Source organism: Aquitalea aquatica (genome assembly GCF_013911085.1).
Lineage (GTDB): Bacteria > Pseudomonadota > Gammaproteobacteria > Burkholderiales > Chromobacteriaceae > Aquitalea > Aquitalea aquatica.
In genome coordinates, this window is record NZ_JACERN010000017.1 from 13,436 (window position 1) to 28,148 (window position 14,713).

14 protein-coding genes are annotated in these 14,713 nt (G+C 58.9%); 1 reads left to right on the forward strand and 13 read right to left on the reverse strand.

Annotated elements, in window-relative coordinates; genetic code table 11:
* Window positions 1-12: 12 nt before the first annotated feature.
* The 12 genes from hflK to ndk form a co-directional block, all read right to left on the reverse strand.
* On the reverse strand, window positions 13-1,224 hold the full coding sequence (gene hflK / locus H2Z84_RS04495; protein ID WP_181834911.1) for an FtsH protease activity modulator HflK: 1,212 nt from the start codon (window positions 1,222-1,224) through the stop codon (window positions 13-15).
* Window positions 1,211-2,341 (reverse strand): GTPase HflX, encoded by a 1,131-nt coding sequence (gene hflX, locus H2Z84_RS04500; RefSeq protein ID WP_103525512.1) that lies wholly within the window; start codon window positions 2,339-2,341, stop codon window positions 1,211-1,213. The genes hflK and hflX overlap by 14 nt, the downstream gene beginning before the upstream one ends.
* A 141-nt stretch (window positions 2,342-2,482) precedes the next feature.
* Window positions 2,483-2,740 carry an RNA chaperone Hfq gene (hfq, locus tag H2Z84_RS04505; RefSeq protein ID WP_045844760.1) on the reverse strand — a complete coding sequence of 86 codons (258 nt, stop codon included), beginning with the start codon at window positions 2,738-2,740 and terminating at the stop codon, window positions 2,483-2,485.
* A gap of 89 nt (window positions 2,741-2,829) precedes the next feature.
* Window positions 2,830-4,242, reverse strand: a complete 1,413-nt coding sequence (gene der / locus H2Z84_RS04510; RefSeq protein WP_059287277.1) for a ribosome biogenesis GTPase Der — start codon at window positions 4,240-4,242, stop codon at window positions 2,830-2,832.
* 11 nt (window positions 4,243-4,253) lie between these two features.
* Window positions 4,254-5,393, reverse strand: coding sequence for an outer membrane protein assembly factor BamB (gene bamB / locus H2Z84_RS04515; protein ID WP_181834912.1), 1,140 nt, complete (start codon window positions 5,391-5,393; stop codon window positions 4,254-4,256).
* Window positions 5,394-5,396: 3 nt separating this feature from the next.
* Window positions 5,397-6,026 carry a YfgM family protein gene (locus H2Z84_RS04520; protein WP_181834913.1) on the reverse strand — a complete coding sequence of 210 codons (630 nt, stop codon included), beginning with the start codon at window positions 6,024-6,026 and terminating at the stop codon, window positions 5,397-5,399.
* Window positions 6,027-6,043: 17 nt separating this feature from the next.
* Entirely contained in the window at window positions 6,044-7,315 is a 1,272-nt protein-coding gene (hisS, locus tag H2Z84_RS04525) for a histidine--tRNA ligase (RefSeq protein ID WP_181834914.1), read from the reverse strand.
* 56 nt (window positions 7,316-7,371) lie between these two features.
* Window positions 7,372-8,652 (reverse strand): flavodoxin-dependent (E)-4-hydroxy-3-methylbut-2-enyl-diphosphate synthase, encoded by a 1,281-nt coding sequence (gene ispG / locus H2Z84_RS04530; RefSeq protein WP_181834915.1) that lies wholly within the window; start codon window positions 8,650-8,652, stop codon window positions 7,372-7,374.
* Window positions 8,653-8,666: 14 nt separating this feature from the next.
* Entirely contained in the window at window positions 8,667-9,611 is a 945-nt protein-coding gene (locus H2Z84_RS04535) for a helix-turn-helix domain-containing protein (RefSeq protein ID WP_181834916.1), read from the reverse strand.
* Entirely contained in the window at window positions 9,611-10,354 is a 744-nt protein-coding gene (pilW, locus tag H2Z84_RS04540) for a type IV pilus biogenesis/stability protein PilW (RefSeq protein WP_258869291.1), read from the reverse strand. The genes H2Z84_RS04535 and pilW overlap by 1 nt, the downstream gene beginning before the upstream one ends.
* Window positions 10,351-11,445, reverse strand: coding sequence for a dual-specificity RNA methyltransferase RlmN (gene rlmN, locus H2Z84_RS04545; RefSeq protein ID WP_181834918.1), 1,095 nt, complete (start codon window positions 11,443-11,445; stop codon window positions 10,351-10,353). The genes pilW and rlmN overlap by 4 nt, the downstream gene beginning before the upstream one ends.
* Window positions 11,446-11,515: 70 nt before the next feature.
* Entirely contained in the window at window positions 11,516-11,941 is a 426-nt protein-coding gene (ndk, locus tag H2Z84_RS04550) for a nucleoside-diphosphate kinase (RefSeq protein ID WP_181834919.1), read from the reverse strand.
* 139 nt (window positions 11,942-12,080) lie between these two features.
* Here ndk and H2Z84_RS21440 point away from each other — a divergent pair, with 139 nt between their 5' ends.
* A complete protein-coding gene (locus H2Z84_RS21440; RefSeq protein ID WP_181834920.1) occupies window positions 12,081-12,917 on the forward strand; it encodes an SPOR domain-containing protein in 837 nt (278 codons plus the stop codon).
* 233 nt (window positions 12,918-13,150) lie between these two features.
* Here the strand turns inward: H2Z84_RS21440 and H2Z84_RS04560 are convergent, their stop codons facing one another.
* Window positions 13,151-14,644 carry a CoA-acylating methylmalonate-semialdehyde dehydrogenase gene (locus H2Z84_RS04560; RefSeq protein ID WP_181834921.1) on the reverse strand — a complete coding sequence of 498 codons (1,494 nt, stop codon included), beginning with the start codon at window positions 14,642-14,644 and terminating at the stop codon, window positions 13,151-13,153.
* Window positions 14,645-14,713: the final 69 nt, after the last annotated feature.

Genomic DNA, 14,713 nt, shown 5'->3' on the forward strand with positions numbered 1-14,713 from the left:
ATTTTTTGCATTTCAGTGCTCCCCACCCAGAATGTCGCGGCTACGGCCGGAATCCCGGCCACTCTTGTTGCTCCGAGCCGGTGGTGTTACCGGAGCCGCAGCAGCGGGAGCAGGAGCAGGCGCAGTCGCTGCCGGTGCTGCGCTGGCAGGCATAGCAGCACTTGCGGCCTGGGTCAGCTTGTCCAGCGGCAGGTAAAGCAGGCTATTGCCATTTTTCTGATCGACAATCACCTTGCTGGTAGCACTCATTACTTGTTGCATCATGTCCAGGTAGAGACGGTCACGCATGACCTTGGGAGCCTTGTTGTATTCAGACAACACTTGCTTGAAACGGGAGGCATCCCCTTCCGCTTGCGACACCACTTTTTGCTGATAGGCTTCTGACTCCTGCTCAAGACGCGCAGCCATACCCTTGGCCTTAGGCACCACATCGTTGGCGTAAGCCAAGCCCTCATTGCGCAGCTTGTCCTTGTCCTGCCCCGCCTTTACGGCGTCGTCGAAGGCAGCCAGGACCTGCTCGGGCGGTTGCACCGCATTGATGTTGACCTTGGCAATGCGCACACCCAGTGCGTAACGGTCCAGAATGTCCTGAATGACTTTCTGCGACTCGGCGGCGATCTGCGCGCGGCCTTCGTTGAGGACGAAATCCACCTTGTTGCGGCCAACCACTTCACGGATGGCGGTTTCGGTTGCCTGCTTCACGATGTCGTTGGCATTGCGATCGGCTGCGGCATTATTGAACAGGAAGGCCTTGGGGTCCTTTACGTCGTACTGCACCGACAATTGCACATCGATGATGTTCTGATCGGCAGTCAGCATCAGCGATTCTTCCGGCACCTTGTTCTTGGCATTGCTGCGATAGCCCACTTCCACGCTACGCAGCTCGGTCAGATTGACGATTTCCACCTTTTCAAAGGGGTATGGTGCATGCCACTGCAAGCCGGGATCGGTCACGCGGCTGAAACTGCCCATGCGTAACACCACGCCCTGCTCCTTGGCATCCACCACATAAAAACCGCTGCCCAGCCATAGTGCGGCCAACACGCCGACAACGGCGATGGCCCCCCCCTTGAAGGCGGCGCGTGGTTCGGGGCTGGGCTGTTCGCCCGATGGCTTGGCGCCCAGCAGACGGGCCAGGCGCTGATTGAGATTACGGAAAATTTCGTCAAGGTCCGGCGGACCGTCACTGCCCTGACGTCCCCGATTTGGATCATTCTGCGACATATTCGTCTTGTTCTTCGTGTTGGTTATCAGGTGACTGCAAACGTTCGGCAAGTACTGTCCGCAAGAGTTCCAGCCCTTCACCGGTGAGCGCGGAGAGGCGAACCGCCTGTGCGAGCTGCTCCTGGTCACGCTCGATGCTTGCCGGGAGCTGCCGCAAATCGGTCTTGTTCCATACGATCAGTTGCGGCACGCCATCGGCACCGATTTCTGCCAGTACCTTGTTGACTTCATCTATCTGGACATCGCGTAGCGGATTGGAGGAGTCCACCACATGCAATAGCAAATCGGCCTGAATGGTTTCTTCGAGTGTGGCACGGAAAGCGGCCACCAGGGTATGCGGCAAATCGCGAATAAAACCGACAGTGTCTGAAACGATGATCGAGGTTTCTGTATTGAGAAACAACTTGCGACTGGTGGTATCCAGCGTGGCGAACAGCTGGTCGGCCGCATAACTGCGGGCCTTGGTCAGTGCGTTAAACAGCGTTGACTTGCCGGCATTGGTATAGCCGACAATCGATACTGATGCGATACCGGTGCGCTGGCGGCCGCGGCGCTGGGTATTGCGCTGTTTTTGTACCTGGGCCAGCCGCTCTTTGAGTGCTTTGACCCGATTCCCCAGTAGTCGGCGGTCGGTTTCCAACTGGCTTTCACCAGGGCCACGCAGGCCGATACCACCCTTTTGCCGCTCCAGGTGCGTCCAGCCACGCACCAAGCGGGTGGCGATATGCGACAGCTGCGCCAGTTCTACCTGCAATTTGCCTTCGTGACTGCGGGCGCGCTGGGCAAAGATGTCCAGAATCAGGCTGGTGCGATCGATCACCCGGCATTGCAAGGCACGTTCCAGATTACGTTCCTGCCCTGGCGACAGCTGGTGATTGAAGATCACCACATTCGCACCGGTTGCCCGCACCATCAGGCCGACTTCTTCCACCTTGCCCTTGCCGGCAAACAAGGCGGCGTCGGGTCGCTGACGCTTGCCCTGGACAATGCCGGTGACAGTCACGTTGGCGGAGCCAACCAGTTCGACACACTCGGCCACATTTTCCTGATGGTCGGGATCACCAAAATCCAGACAGACCAGCACTGCCTGGTCTCCAATATCGGGACGATCAAACACTGTATAGACAACCGTAGATGAGGATTCCGCCGTCACGGCAGCTGAAAGCATACGCGACAGAATCATGCATGAAAAAAGGCCGACAAGCCGTGTCAGCAAGACACAGCCTGGCGGCCCGCGGGGATGCAGCGATCAGCCTGATCAGGCGTCTTGCTGATCCTGCTTCTGACCCGGATGTTCGTGCGGGATGTTAACCGGACGGGCCGGAACAACGGTAGAGATGGCATGCTTGTACACCATCTGGGTAACCGTGTTCTTCAACAGCACTACGTATTGGTCAAAAGACTCAACCTGACCCTGCAGTTTGATACCGTTCACCAGATAGATGGATACCGGCACATGTTCCTTACGCAGAATATTCAGGAACGGGTCTTGTAACATTTGCCCTTTAGAGCTCATTCGTTTTCTCCGAATCGTTGATTGTTGTATTAAATAATCTTTAAAGCCCGGCTGGTATGCTTATTTTTAGCAGAAAAAAACCCAGCCTACTATTTTTTACCACTCTTGCCCCAGCGTACTTCCTTCTCGCGTCCACGCAGCTTAGACATCGGCTTCGGTTTGGCCCGGGACTTTTCCTTGGATTCTTCAGTATCGAAGGGGTTTTCCGAGGTTTTGTACTGCACACGCAGCGGCGTGCCCTGCAGTTTGAACACCTTGCGGAAGGTATGTTCCAGATAACGCGTGTAACTGGCCGGGATCGCATCCAGCGCATTGCCATGAATCACGATGATAGGTGGATTCATGCCGCCTTGGTGAGCATAACGCATCTTGGGCCGCATCAGACCCGAGCGCGGCGGTGCCTGACGTTCCACTGCAACATTCAGTACCCGCGTCAGCTTGGGCGTGGCCAGCTTGACCATGGCTGCCTGATAGGCTTCATCGATGGATTTGAACAGATCGGTCACACCACGGCCTTCGATGGCCGAGATGTAATGGAACTTGGCAAAATCGAGGAAACTGATCTTACGGGCGATTTCCCGCTTCACGGTTTCCTTTTTCTCGAAGTCCAGGTTGTCCCACTTGTTCACCGCCACCACCAAAGCGCGACCTGCTTCCAGCGCGAAACCAGCGATGGTGGCATCCTGCTCGGAGATGTCCAGCTGCGCATCCAGTACCAGCACCGCCACGTTGGCATCTTCGATGGCCTTCATGGTCTTGATGATGGAAAACTTTTCGATGGCTTCGCTGACCTTGCCACGACGCCGCACGCCGGCGGTATCGATGATGGTATAGGTATGGTCATCCCGCTCGAAATCAATATAGATGCTGTCACGCGTGGTGCCGGCCTGGTCAAAGGCGATGACACGCTCTTCGCCCAGAATGGCATTGACCAGCGTCGACTTGCCGACATTGGGGCGGCCGATCACGGCGAATTTGGGATGGTAACGGGCTTCTTCTTCCACTTCGTCAGGGAAGTCTTCCAGCACCATTTCCATCAGCTCGCGCACACCATCACCATGCGCGGCAGAAATCACCAGCGGCTGGCCCAGAGCCAGTTCGTGGAATTCCGCGCTGGCAATGGCATGGCTAATGCCTTCGGCCTTGTTGACCACCAGGAATACCGGGCGGTCGATCTGGCGCAGGCGATTGGCAATGATCTTGTCCTGCGGTGTGATGCCGGTACGGCCATCCACCAGGAATACCACGGCATCAGCTTCATCTACGGCCTGCAGGGTCTGCTTGGCCATTTCGAACAGAATGCCTTCATCCACTACCGGCTCAAAGCCGCCGGTGTCAACCACCAGGTACGGTTTTCCTCCCACTCGACCATGGCCGTAATGGCGGTCGCGGGTCAGGCCAGGCTGGTCGGCGACCAGGGCGTCACGGCTGCGGGTCAGCCGGTTGAAAAGGGTCGACTTGCCCACATTGGGGCGGCCGACCAGCGCTACGGTAGGTTTCATGGTTACAGCTTTTACTCAATAGACAGCAGCGACAGGCGACCATTTTGCCCCTGCACCAGGGCAGATGCGCCCAGGGAGACGGGCTGGGCGGTTGCGCCTTCGCTGCCAAGTTTCACACGGTCCACCAGACTGCCGCTCTCATTGGACAGCAGGTGGCCATAGCCTTCACCATCGATCACCAGGACAAAACGTCCGAGCATGGCGGGGCCGGATACATTGCGGAATTTCAGGGCATCGGTCTTCCACAGGCTGCGACCGGTACTGCGGTCATAGGCCCAGACCGAGCCGTCTTCCGCAGTTACATACAATTTGCTGGCATCCAGCGCTACTCCGCGGCTGGAGGACTGTTCGCGTGCCCACATCAGGCTGCCGCTCTTGGCATCGAAGCAGGCTACACGCCCCTGATAGGCCACGCTGCAGACTTGCCCGCCGTCGTAGACCGGACGGCTGGTGATATCAGTGATGCGCTCCAGTTCGGTAGCACCACGTGGATTGGCCACCACCCCTTCCCACAGCGTATTGCCGTTGGCCGGACTGATGATGTCCAGCTTGCCACCAGGCAGGCCCACCATGACGGCTTCGTTGCCTACCGCCTGCATCGAGCCGGTATTGCGCACCAGCAGTTGCGGCTGGGCATGGGCAATCGACCATTGCTGCTTGCCGTCAGCCAGGCTAAAACCGGTCAGGCGGCCATCGTTGCTGCGTACTACCACCATGCCACCAGCCACTTGCGGTGCTTCCAGCATTACGCTGGTGAGCGACTGCTCCCACAGTGTCTTGCCGCTGCTGCGATCCACGGCCAGCAATTTGCCATCCTGGCTACCGACAAAAACGGTATCGCCGACAACGGCAACACCAGAGGATAAATCGCGCTTGAGTGAGACATCGGCGCTGATACGGCCAGACAGTGCATCGACAGTACGAATATGACCGGAAGCATCAGCCGACACCACATTGCCATTGGTGTAAACCGGGGTAAAACCGCTGCCAGAGGCTGCTTGCGACAGCGTCCATTTCACATTCAAGGCCTGGATGGGCTTGATGGCCGCCAGCGGTGTGGGTTTAGCAGCGGAAGAACTTTCAAACCAGCTGGCGCAGCCGGCCAGCAAGAACGAGGAAAGAACAGCAGTAACCAGCAGTTGGCGGCGCATCAATTAACCTCCCAGTGCGTCGAGTTTGGTCTGTATGAACTGGCGGTTGGGCGATTCGCCTACCAGCTTGGCCAGGGCGGCCTTATAAGCATCGCGTGCCGCAGCCTTGTCGCCCTTGGCAGCGTGCACATCACCCTTTTGATCCAGGAACAGCGCATCAAATGCGCTGGGATGCGCCTGGCCCAGTTCGGCAATCGCTGCATCATAGCGCTTTTGATCCAGCTCGATGGTAGCCAGTCGCAAATGAGCGACGGCCACCATGGATTCGTCCTTCACGTTTTGCACCACCCAGGACAGCTGTGCCTGGGCGGTGGCCAGATCATTCTTTTCGAAAGCCACCTTGGCCGCCAGCAAGGCAGCATCTGCAGCGTAGGCGGTGGAAGAATAATCCGACTGCAGCAAGCCGGCCGAGCTTTTCACCTTGGCCAGGTCCTGGCTCTGGGCTGCCTGCTCGACATCAGCAAACACCACGGCGGCCTTGCTGGCTTGTGCGCTCTGGTAATAGCCAAAAGCCTTGTAACCCAGATAAGCCACACTAATGGCGACTACTGCACCGCTGATGAGCTTGCCCCACTGTTGCCAGAAGGCCTTCATGGAGTCGATCTGTTCCTGTTCCTGCAAGTCGTACGCCATGGCGCACCCCCCTTATATCAAGCCTTGATTGCGGCAATGGTCGAAGCTACCTGATCCAGCGCCACCGTCTGCTGCGCTGCATCGGCACGCATCGGTTTGACGACAGCCTGACCGGCAGCCATTTCGTTTTCACCGATGATGACGGCAAATTCCGCACCGCTGCCATCGGCCTTTTTCATTTGCGACTTGAAACTACCCTCACCCAGATGCTGGATGACGGACAGGCCAGCCGTACGCAGTTGCTGTGCCAGCTTCATGGCATACATGGCCGCGCCTGTGCCTTGCTGCACGATGTAGACATCGACGCTGCGGGCGGCCGGCAACAGGCCCTTGTCCTGCAACAGCAGCAGTACACGTTCCAGGCCCATGCCAAAACCGATGCCAGGTGCCGGCTTGCCACCCAGCTGTTCAATCAGGCCATCGTAGCGGCCGCCGGCACAAACCGTGCCCTGCGCACCCAGTTCGGTGGTGACCCACTCGAATACCGATTGGTTGTAATAATCCAGCCCGCGTACCAGTCGCGGATTTTCCACGAAGTCTATGCCCAGACTGGCGATCATGCTCTTCCAGCCTTCATAGTGGGCGCGCGACTGCTCGCCCAGATAATCCGACAGGCGCGGTGCCTGGTCTGCCATCTCTTGCAAGGCCGGGTTCTTGGTATCCAGCACGCGCAGCGGATTGGTATACAGCCGGCGCTTGCCGTCTTCGTCCAGAATGTCGACAAAGCCTTCCAGGTAAGCAATCAGCGCCTCACGATGGGCTGCGCGCTCTTCGGCATTGCCCAGCGAGTTGATTTCCAGACGCACATACTGGCTCAGACCCAGGCGCTGCCACAGGTCGGCGGTCATGGCGATGATTTCGGCGTCGATATCCGGGCCGGCAAAGCCCAGTGCCTCGATACCCATCTGGTGGAACTGGCGGTAGCGGCCTTTTTGCGGCTTTTCGTGACGGAACATCGGGCCCATGTACCACAGCTTTTGCGTGGTGTTGTACAGCAGGGTGTGTTCAACCACCGCGCGCAGGGTGCCGGCGGTGCCTTCCGGACGCAGCGTCAGGCTGTCGCCGTTGAGGCTGTCGATGAAGGTATACATTTCCTTCTCGACCACGTCGGTCACTTCGCCGATGGCGCGCACAAACAACGGGGTAGTTTCCACGATGGGGGTGCGGATGTTCTGATAGCCATAGTCGGCCAGCAGCTTGCGCAGCACACCTTCAAAATATTCCCATTGGTAGGATTCGGCGGGCAGCACATCATTCATGCCCTTGATTGCCTGCAATTTTTGCGCCATTTATTCAGTTCTTTTTGCTATTCGATTGATCTTGTCACCGGAGCCAGCTGGTCCGCTCAGCGTTGCGGCTGAATCGGAATGATACGGCTGCTGCTTTCACGACGCTTGCTGCCACCTTCGCCGTAGCGAGTCTGCACATAATCGTCGACCAGCGCCTTGAATTCGCCTGCGATATTGTCGCCCTTCAGCGTTACGCCCTTCTGGCCATCCACATACACCGGCGCCACCGGCACTTCACCGGTGCCAGGCAGGGAGATGCCGATATCGGCCAGCTTGCTTTCGCCCGGGCCATTGACCACGCAGCCCATCACCGCCACTTTCATGTCTTCCACACCGGGGTACTGCAAGCGCCAGATCGGCATCTGCTCGCGCAGATAGCTCTGGATCTGGTCGGCCAGTTCCTGGAAGAAGGTGCTGGTGGTGCGCCCACAGCCGGGACAGGCCGTCACCAGCGGGGTAAAGCTGCGCAAACCCATGGTTTGCAGCAGTTCCTGCGCCACGATGACTTCACGGGTGCGCGCTTCGCCCGGTTGCGGGGTCAGCGAAATGCGGATGGTGTCACCAATGCCTTCTTGCAGCAGGATGGCCAGGGCGGCAGACGAAGCCACAATGCCCTTGCTGCCCATGCCGGCCTCGGTCAGGCCCAGATGCAGCGGGAAATCGCAACGGCTGCCCAGATCGCGGTAAACGGTGATCAGGTCCTGCACATTGCTGACCTTGCACGACAGCAGGATGTTGTCAGCGGGCAGGCCCAGTTCCATCGCCTTGTCTGCGGACTCCAGCGCCGAGACGATCAGCGCCTCGCGCATCACCAGTTCCAACGGCAAGGGCTGCGGCTTGCTGTTGTTGGCGTCCAGCATGCGCGCCAACAGTACCTGATCCAGGCTGCCCCAGTTGACGCCAATGCGTACCGGCTTGTCCAGTTCGGCCGCGGTGCGGATCATGAAGGCAAACTTGTCGTCGCCCTTGGCACCCTTGCCGACATTGCCCGGGTTGATCCGGTATTTGGCCAGTGCGCGGGCGCAGTCCGGATAGTCTTTCAGCAGGCGCTCGCCATTGAAGTGGAAGTCGCCCACCAGAGGCACATTGCAACCCATGTCATCCAGCCGTTGGCGGATTTCCGCCACCCGTGCCGCAGCTTCCGGCGAGTTCACGGTAATGCGTACCAGCTCGGAGCCTGCCTGGGACAACTGGTAAACCTGTTCAACAGTCGCGATGGCATCTGCCGTGTCGGTATTGGTCATGGACTGCACCACAACCGGTGCATCCGACCCCACCATGACATGTCCCACCCTGACCTGGCGGGTGGGACGTCGCGCGATATTCACGCTATTCATGCAAAAATCCGCATCTACTTGAGTTCAATTTTGGCGGTAGTGCCACGAATCTTGTCCGTCAGAGCGACGGGCTGTCCGTTAAAGCTGAGCTGTACCTGGGCGGCATTGCCAATTTTCAGCTGGAAAGGCGGCGTGCCGCTCAATTCCTTGCTGCTGCCGGCCTCCAGTATGCCGAATTGCAGTTTTTTGCCGGTGGCATCGATTACCGAAATCCACGCAGCCTGCTGAGCATTCAGTTGAATATGCCCAGTGGCACTATCAGCCGCCGCCGCACTGGCAGGCGTTTTGCCGGTACTGACAGCAGCGGCTGCACTAGCAGTCACTGCCGGAGAAGCTAGGGTAGTCGGCTGAGCAACAGACTGACTGGCTGCAGCCGGCGTTGTGGCCGGCTCTACCGCTACCGCAGCCGAGGCCGAGGCCGACATCGGCGCCGATGCTGCAACGGCAGAAGCAGTCTGCTGCGTCAGCATGGGCTGCAATGTCTGCTCAGCCACGGGGACAGACTTGCCTTGCAGGCTAGCCAGCCACACTGCACCGCCAGCCACGACAGCAGCCAGCACCAACAGCAGCAGCCATTTGCCGGACTTGCCAGCACCACGGCCCGGCGACGACACCCGGGCCAGCGTGTCGGCCATGCTGGGCGGCTCGCCGGCCTGCTCATGCTTTACCAGATTGACCACGTCATTGACCGCAGAAGGAAAATGTTCTTCCAGCTGCGCCATCAAGGGTTCGGAATCGACCTTGAGAAAACGGGCATAATTTCTGACAAAACCACGTACGAACGTTGCACCCGGCAATTGCTGGAAGTCATCTTTTTCGATGGCATCCAACTGCCGGACAGACAGTTTCAGCCGTTCAGCCACTTCACCCAGACTCATGCCGGCTTGTTCGCGCGCTGCTTTCAGCGCGGCGCCAACACCCAGTCTGGTCGACTGGCCATGCGCTTCCTGTTCCATCATCAGCTTCCGCTCAACAACAGTTGTGTTTCCTTGGAGTCCGGATAGCGGCTTTTCAGCGCAGAGGAATACTCCGCCTCATGCACCCGGTCTCCCCCTTTCCTGGCAATCTGCACACCCAGCCACAGTACATCGGCTCCCTGCGGCGCATTGCCTGCAGCCTGTTGCAGGCGGCCGAAATAAAAGGACGCCAGTTTGGCATTGCCCAACTCCAGATGCAAAGCAGCCAGTTCGCGCAATGCGGGCAAATAATTGGGGGCCAGCTGCAAGGCGGTCAGCAGGTAATCGTTGGCCTGGGTGGTTTCACCCAGCTTGACACTGCAACGGCCCATATTGAGATAGGCCGTTTGGGGTGTCTGATACAGTGGGTTGGCTAGCGCCTTGGCGAAATAATCCATGGCCACCCGTGGGCGCTCATGTTCGCACAGAAACTGGCCGTAATCATTATTTGCCTCTGGACTGGAGGAATCGACCTGTAGCGCCTTAAGAAAGTTCTTCTCCGCATCGCTATCCAGATGCATCAGGTTGTACACATAGGCCCGGGTCAGATAGGCACCGACAAAGCTGTCGTCGGCTTGCACCGCCTCATTGGCGGACTCCAGTGCTATTGGCAGATTGCCCAGCCCGGCATATTCCACAGCCAGCTGGCTGCGGATTTCCGCCAGTTTGCGGTTGGCTGGCGCGGCGAATGCGACAAGGGAATACGCCAACAGGCACACCGCCATCCACACTCGCCACTTGCTCATTCCTCGCGCTCCTGGGCTATCTGCATCCATTTAACCTGACGCTTGGTCTTGTCCATCACCTGTCCGGCCAGTTGACCACAGGCAGCGTCAATGTCATCGCCACGGGTTTTTCTTACGGTAACCACGTAACCCTGTTCCTGCAACAATTCGCGGAAGATGCGGATCGCATTATTGCTGGAGCGATCGTAACCGGAATTGGGGAAAGGATTGAAGGGAATCAAGTTGAATTTGCATGGTACGTCACGTACCAGTTCCAGCAACTGCCGGGCATGTTCCGGACGATCATTGATGCCGTCCAGCATGACATATTCAAAGGTGATGAAATCGCGCGGGGCCTTTTCCAGATAACGCTGGCAGGCCGCCATCAATTCCTTCAGCGGGTATTTCTTGTTGATGGGGACGATTTCATCGCGAATGGCATCATTCGGCGCATGCAGGCTGACTGCCAGCGCCACCGGACAGGCTTCACGCAGCCGATCCATCTGCGGCACCAGGCCGGAGGTAGACAGCGTCACGCGGCGGCGGCTGAGGCCGTAGCCGTGATCGTCCAGCATGATTTGCAGCGCGCTGACCACATTGTCAAAGTTGGCCAGTGGTTCACCCATGCCCATCATCACCACATTGGACACTACGCGTTCATTTTTCGGGGTAATCCCCATCGCCTTGTTGGCCCACCACAGCTGGCCGATAATTTCGGCGGTACTCAGGTTGCGGTTGAAACCCTGGCGGCCGGTGGAGCAGAAAGTACACTCCAACGCACAGCCCACCTGGGATGACACGCACAAGGTGCCGCGCTCGTCCTCCGGGATGAACACGGTTTCCACACCGTTGCCGGTGCCGACGTCGAGCAGCCACTTGCGGGTACCATCACTGGACGCCTGCCCGGTCATCAACGACGGTACGCGCACCTCGGCCCGCTCGTGCAGTTTGGCACGCAGGCTTTTGGCTAGGTCAGTCATCGCGTCGAAATCGTCTTCGCCCATCTGGTGCATCCAGCGCATCACCTGCTTGGCACGGAAGGGCTTCTCTCCCATAGCAGCAAAGTGTTCGGTCAACTGGTCCAGATTGAAGTCGAGCAGGTTGGTTTTCATGCAGTCCTCGGTAAAACAGCGGCAGCCTGAATGGCTGCCGCCCGGTACAACTCAAAGCGGCAAAACGAGATTAACGGGAGTAAACCTCGGAAGAGGCAAAGAAATAAGCCACTTCGATTGCTGCATTTTCGGCGCTGTCGGAACCATGAACGGCATTAGCGTCGATGGAATCGGCGAAATCGGCGCGGATGGTGCCGGCGTCAGCCTTTTTCGGATCGGTAGCGCCCATCAGTTCGCGGTTCTTGGCGATGGCGTTTTCACCTTCCAGAGCCTGGATCATCACCGGGCCGGAAACCATGAAATCAACCAGGTCCTTGAAGAAAGGACGTTCTTTGTGTACGGCGTAGAAGCCTTCAGCTTCGGCGCGGGACAGTTGCTTCAGCTTGGCAGCAACAATTTTCAGACCGGCGGATTCGAAACGGTCGTAGATCTTGCCAATCACGTTCTTGGCGACGGCATCCGGCTTAACGATGGACAGGGTACGTTCAATTGCCATAAAAATCTCCCAAATACTCCCAAATAACAGAACAAGTGGATAAACTAGGCTCTAGCTCAGCCACTCGGGTTACGCAATTCTGAGGAACCCGATATTTTACCAGCCTTTTCAAGCCTCTGCTGCATAAAAATTCAAGGCCATGACAGAACAAAACCAACGGCAAGACCCCGGCTCCGCTCCGGATGAAAAAGACCTCAACAGCAAGCTGAAAAAGCGGCTGGCGATTGCTGGCGGACTGGTTGCCGTGGCACTGGCGGCCATTCCCGTGCTGGACAGCATGAAAAAGCCCAAGGTGGAAATGACCGCCACCACACCGGTAGGCAGCTCGGGCAAGATCGTCAATCCCAGCTCAGCTCCGGCACTGGAACAACCTGCAGCAGAGCCGGTGGCTGAAAGCAGCGCTCCTGCAGTGGAGGCCAGCGCCCCCCTGACCGACGCCGGCGGCACGGCATCGCCGGCGGCACCGACGACAGCACCACCACAGACCCCGGACATCAGCAAAACCCCGGCGGTCGCCAGCAGCAAGCCAGTCACGCCACCAGCAGCCCACACAGCCGCGGCCAAACCTGCCAACAAGCCCGCGCCGGCAGCGCCCGCTGCGACAGCGGCCACGCAAGCTGCCACACCGCCCGTGGCGGTGGTCGCCACTCACAGCACACCAGCCAAGACAGCCCCTGCCCCGCAAGCACTGCGCAGCGCAGCCGAGAGCGACAACAGCGCCAACCCGGCGCCGTCTGTTGTGGTCAAGGCCAAGCCGGAAGGCAGCTCGCTGGGGTACCGATTGCAACTTGGGCTGTTTTCCAGCATGGGTAATGCGGAAAAACTGGTCAAAGAATTAAAAGCCAAGGGCATAGAAGCCCACACCGAAACCCGTGTCCAACTTGGCCCGTTCAAAACCCGCGCTGAAGCGGACGAGGCCATGGCCAAGCTGCGTAACCTTGGCTACACCCCCTTGCTGGGCCCTGCCGCGCAATAAGCACCGCTCACAAAATCCCTGCTACGGCGCTGCGCCCCTGACCGGACCCCGTGTACGGTTTCCAGAAGTGCTACGCGATTGCGTTAGCCACTCGCCGCTTGTTGCAGCTAACAGACAGGCCCGCTTCTCTCCGGAGAGCGGGCCTGTTGCATGATAACTACCTAAAAAAGCAGGCAGCCTAAGCTGCCCGGGAAGTCCCACTGTGGATGAGGGAGTCATGCATCTGACGATGGCTAGCCCAGTGTCGGCATGGCAAATTCTGCGACATGCGAGCGCCCTGCCGGCCAGCGACTGGTAATGGCTTTCATGCGGGTATAAAAGCGTACGCCTTCCGGACCGTGCATGTGGTGGTCGCCAAACAGCGAAGCTTTCCAGCCGCCAAAGCTGTGGAAGGCCATTGGCACCGGAATCGGCACGTTGATGCCCACCATGCCCACCTGAATGCGATGAGCGAACTCGCGTGCGGCGCCACCATTGCGGGTAAAGATGGCCGTGCCGTTGCCATAAGCATGCTGGTTGATCAGCCGTACTGCCGCGTCCAGACTGTCCACCCGCACCACCGCCAGCACCGGGCCGAATATTTCTTCCTGGTAGATGGTCATGGCAGGCGTCACATGATCAAACAGGCTGCCGCCGATGAAGAAACCCTCTTCGCAACCTGGCACCACCAGCCCACGGCCATCCACCACCAGCGCTGCCCCTTCGGCCACGCCTTGGGCGATATAGCCACTTACCTTGTCCAGATGCTGGCGCGTCACCAGCGGGCCCATCTCGGCCTTGGGATCAGTACCGATATTGATGCGTAGCTGGCGGGTGCGCTCGGCCAACCGCGCCACCAGGGTATCGCCCACCTCGCCCACCGCCACCGCCACCGAGATGGCCATGCAGCGTTCACCAGCCGAGCCGTAGGCCGCGCCCATCAGCGCTTCGATGGTCATGTCCAGGTCGGCATCAGGCAGCACCACCATGTGGTTCTTGGCACCGCCCAGCGCTTGTACCCGCTTGCCATGCGCGGCACCGGTTTCATAGATGTAACGGGCAATCGGCGTGGAGCCGACAAAGCTGACCGCCGCCACGTCCGGATGGGTAAGCAAGCCGTCCACCGCCAGTTTGTCGCCTTGCAGCACATTGAACACGCCATCCGGCAAGCCAGCTTCCTTCAGCCATTCAGCAATCAGCAGGCTGGCCGATGGGTCGCGCTCGGAGGGCTTGAGAATAAAGCTATTGCCGCAGGCCAACGCCACCGGGAACATCCACATTGGCACCATGGCCGGGAAATTGAACGGTGTGATGCCCGCCACCACGCCAAGCGGCTGGCGCATGGTCCAGGCATCCACCCCGGTGGCCACCTGCTCGGTGTACTCACCCTTGAGCAATTGCGGAATGCCGCAGGCAAACTCCACCACTTCCAGCCCGCGCTGCACCTCGCCCTGGGCGTCGGACTCCACCTTGCCATGTTCGCTGGAAATCACCGCAGCCAGTTCGCGCTGGCGTTCTTCCAGGATGCTTTTAAAACGGAACAGGATGCGCGAACGCTTGAGTGGCGACAGCGCCGCCCAGGCCGGGAAAGCCGCATGGGCGGCGGCTACGGCGGCTTCGACATCTTGCGCCTCAGCCAGCACCACCTGGGCCTGGCTGCGGCCCAGTGCCGGGTTGAACACGGCTGCGTGGCGTTGCGCTGCGCCAGCGGTGCGCTGGCCATTGATGAAATGCGGAATCTGCAACATGGTTTCTCCTTGCGGCGGGCAAGCCGGGGGCCTGCCTGTCGTCGGTCGGCATCAAAATGAAATCGGAAA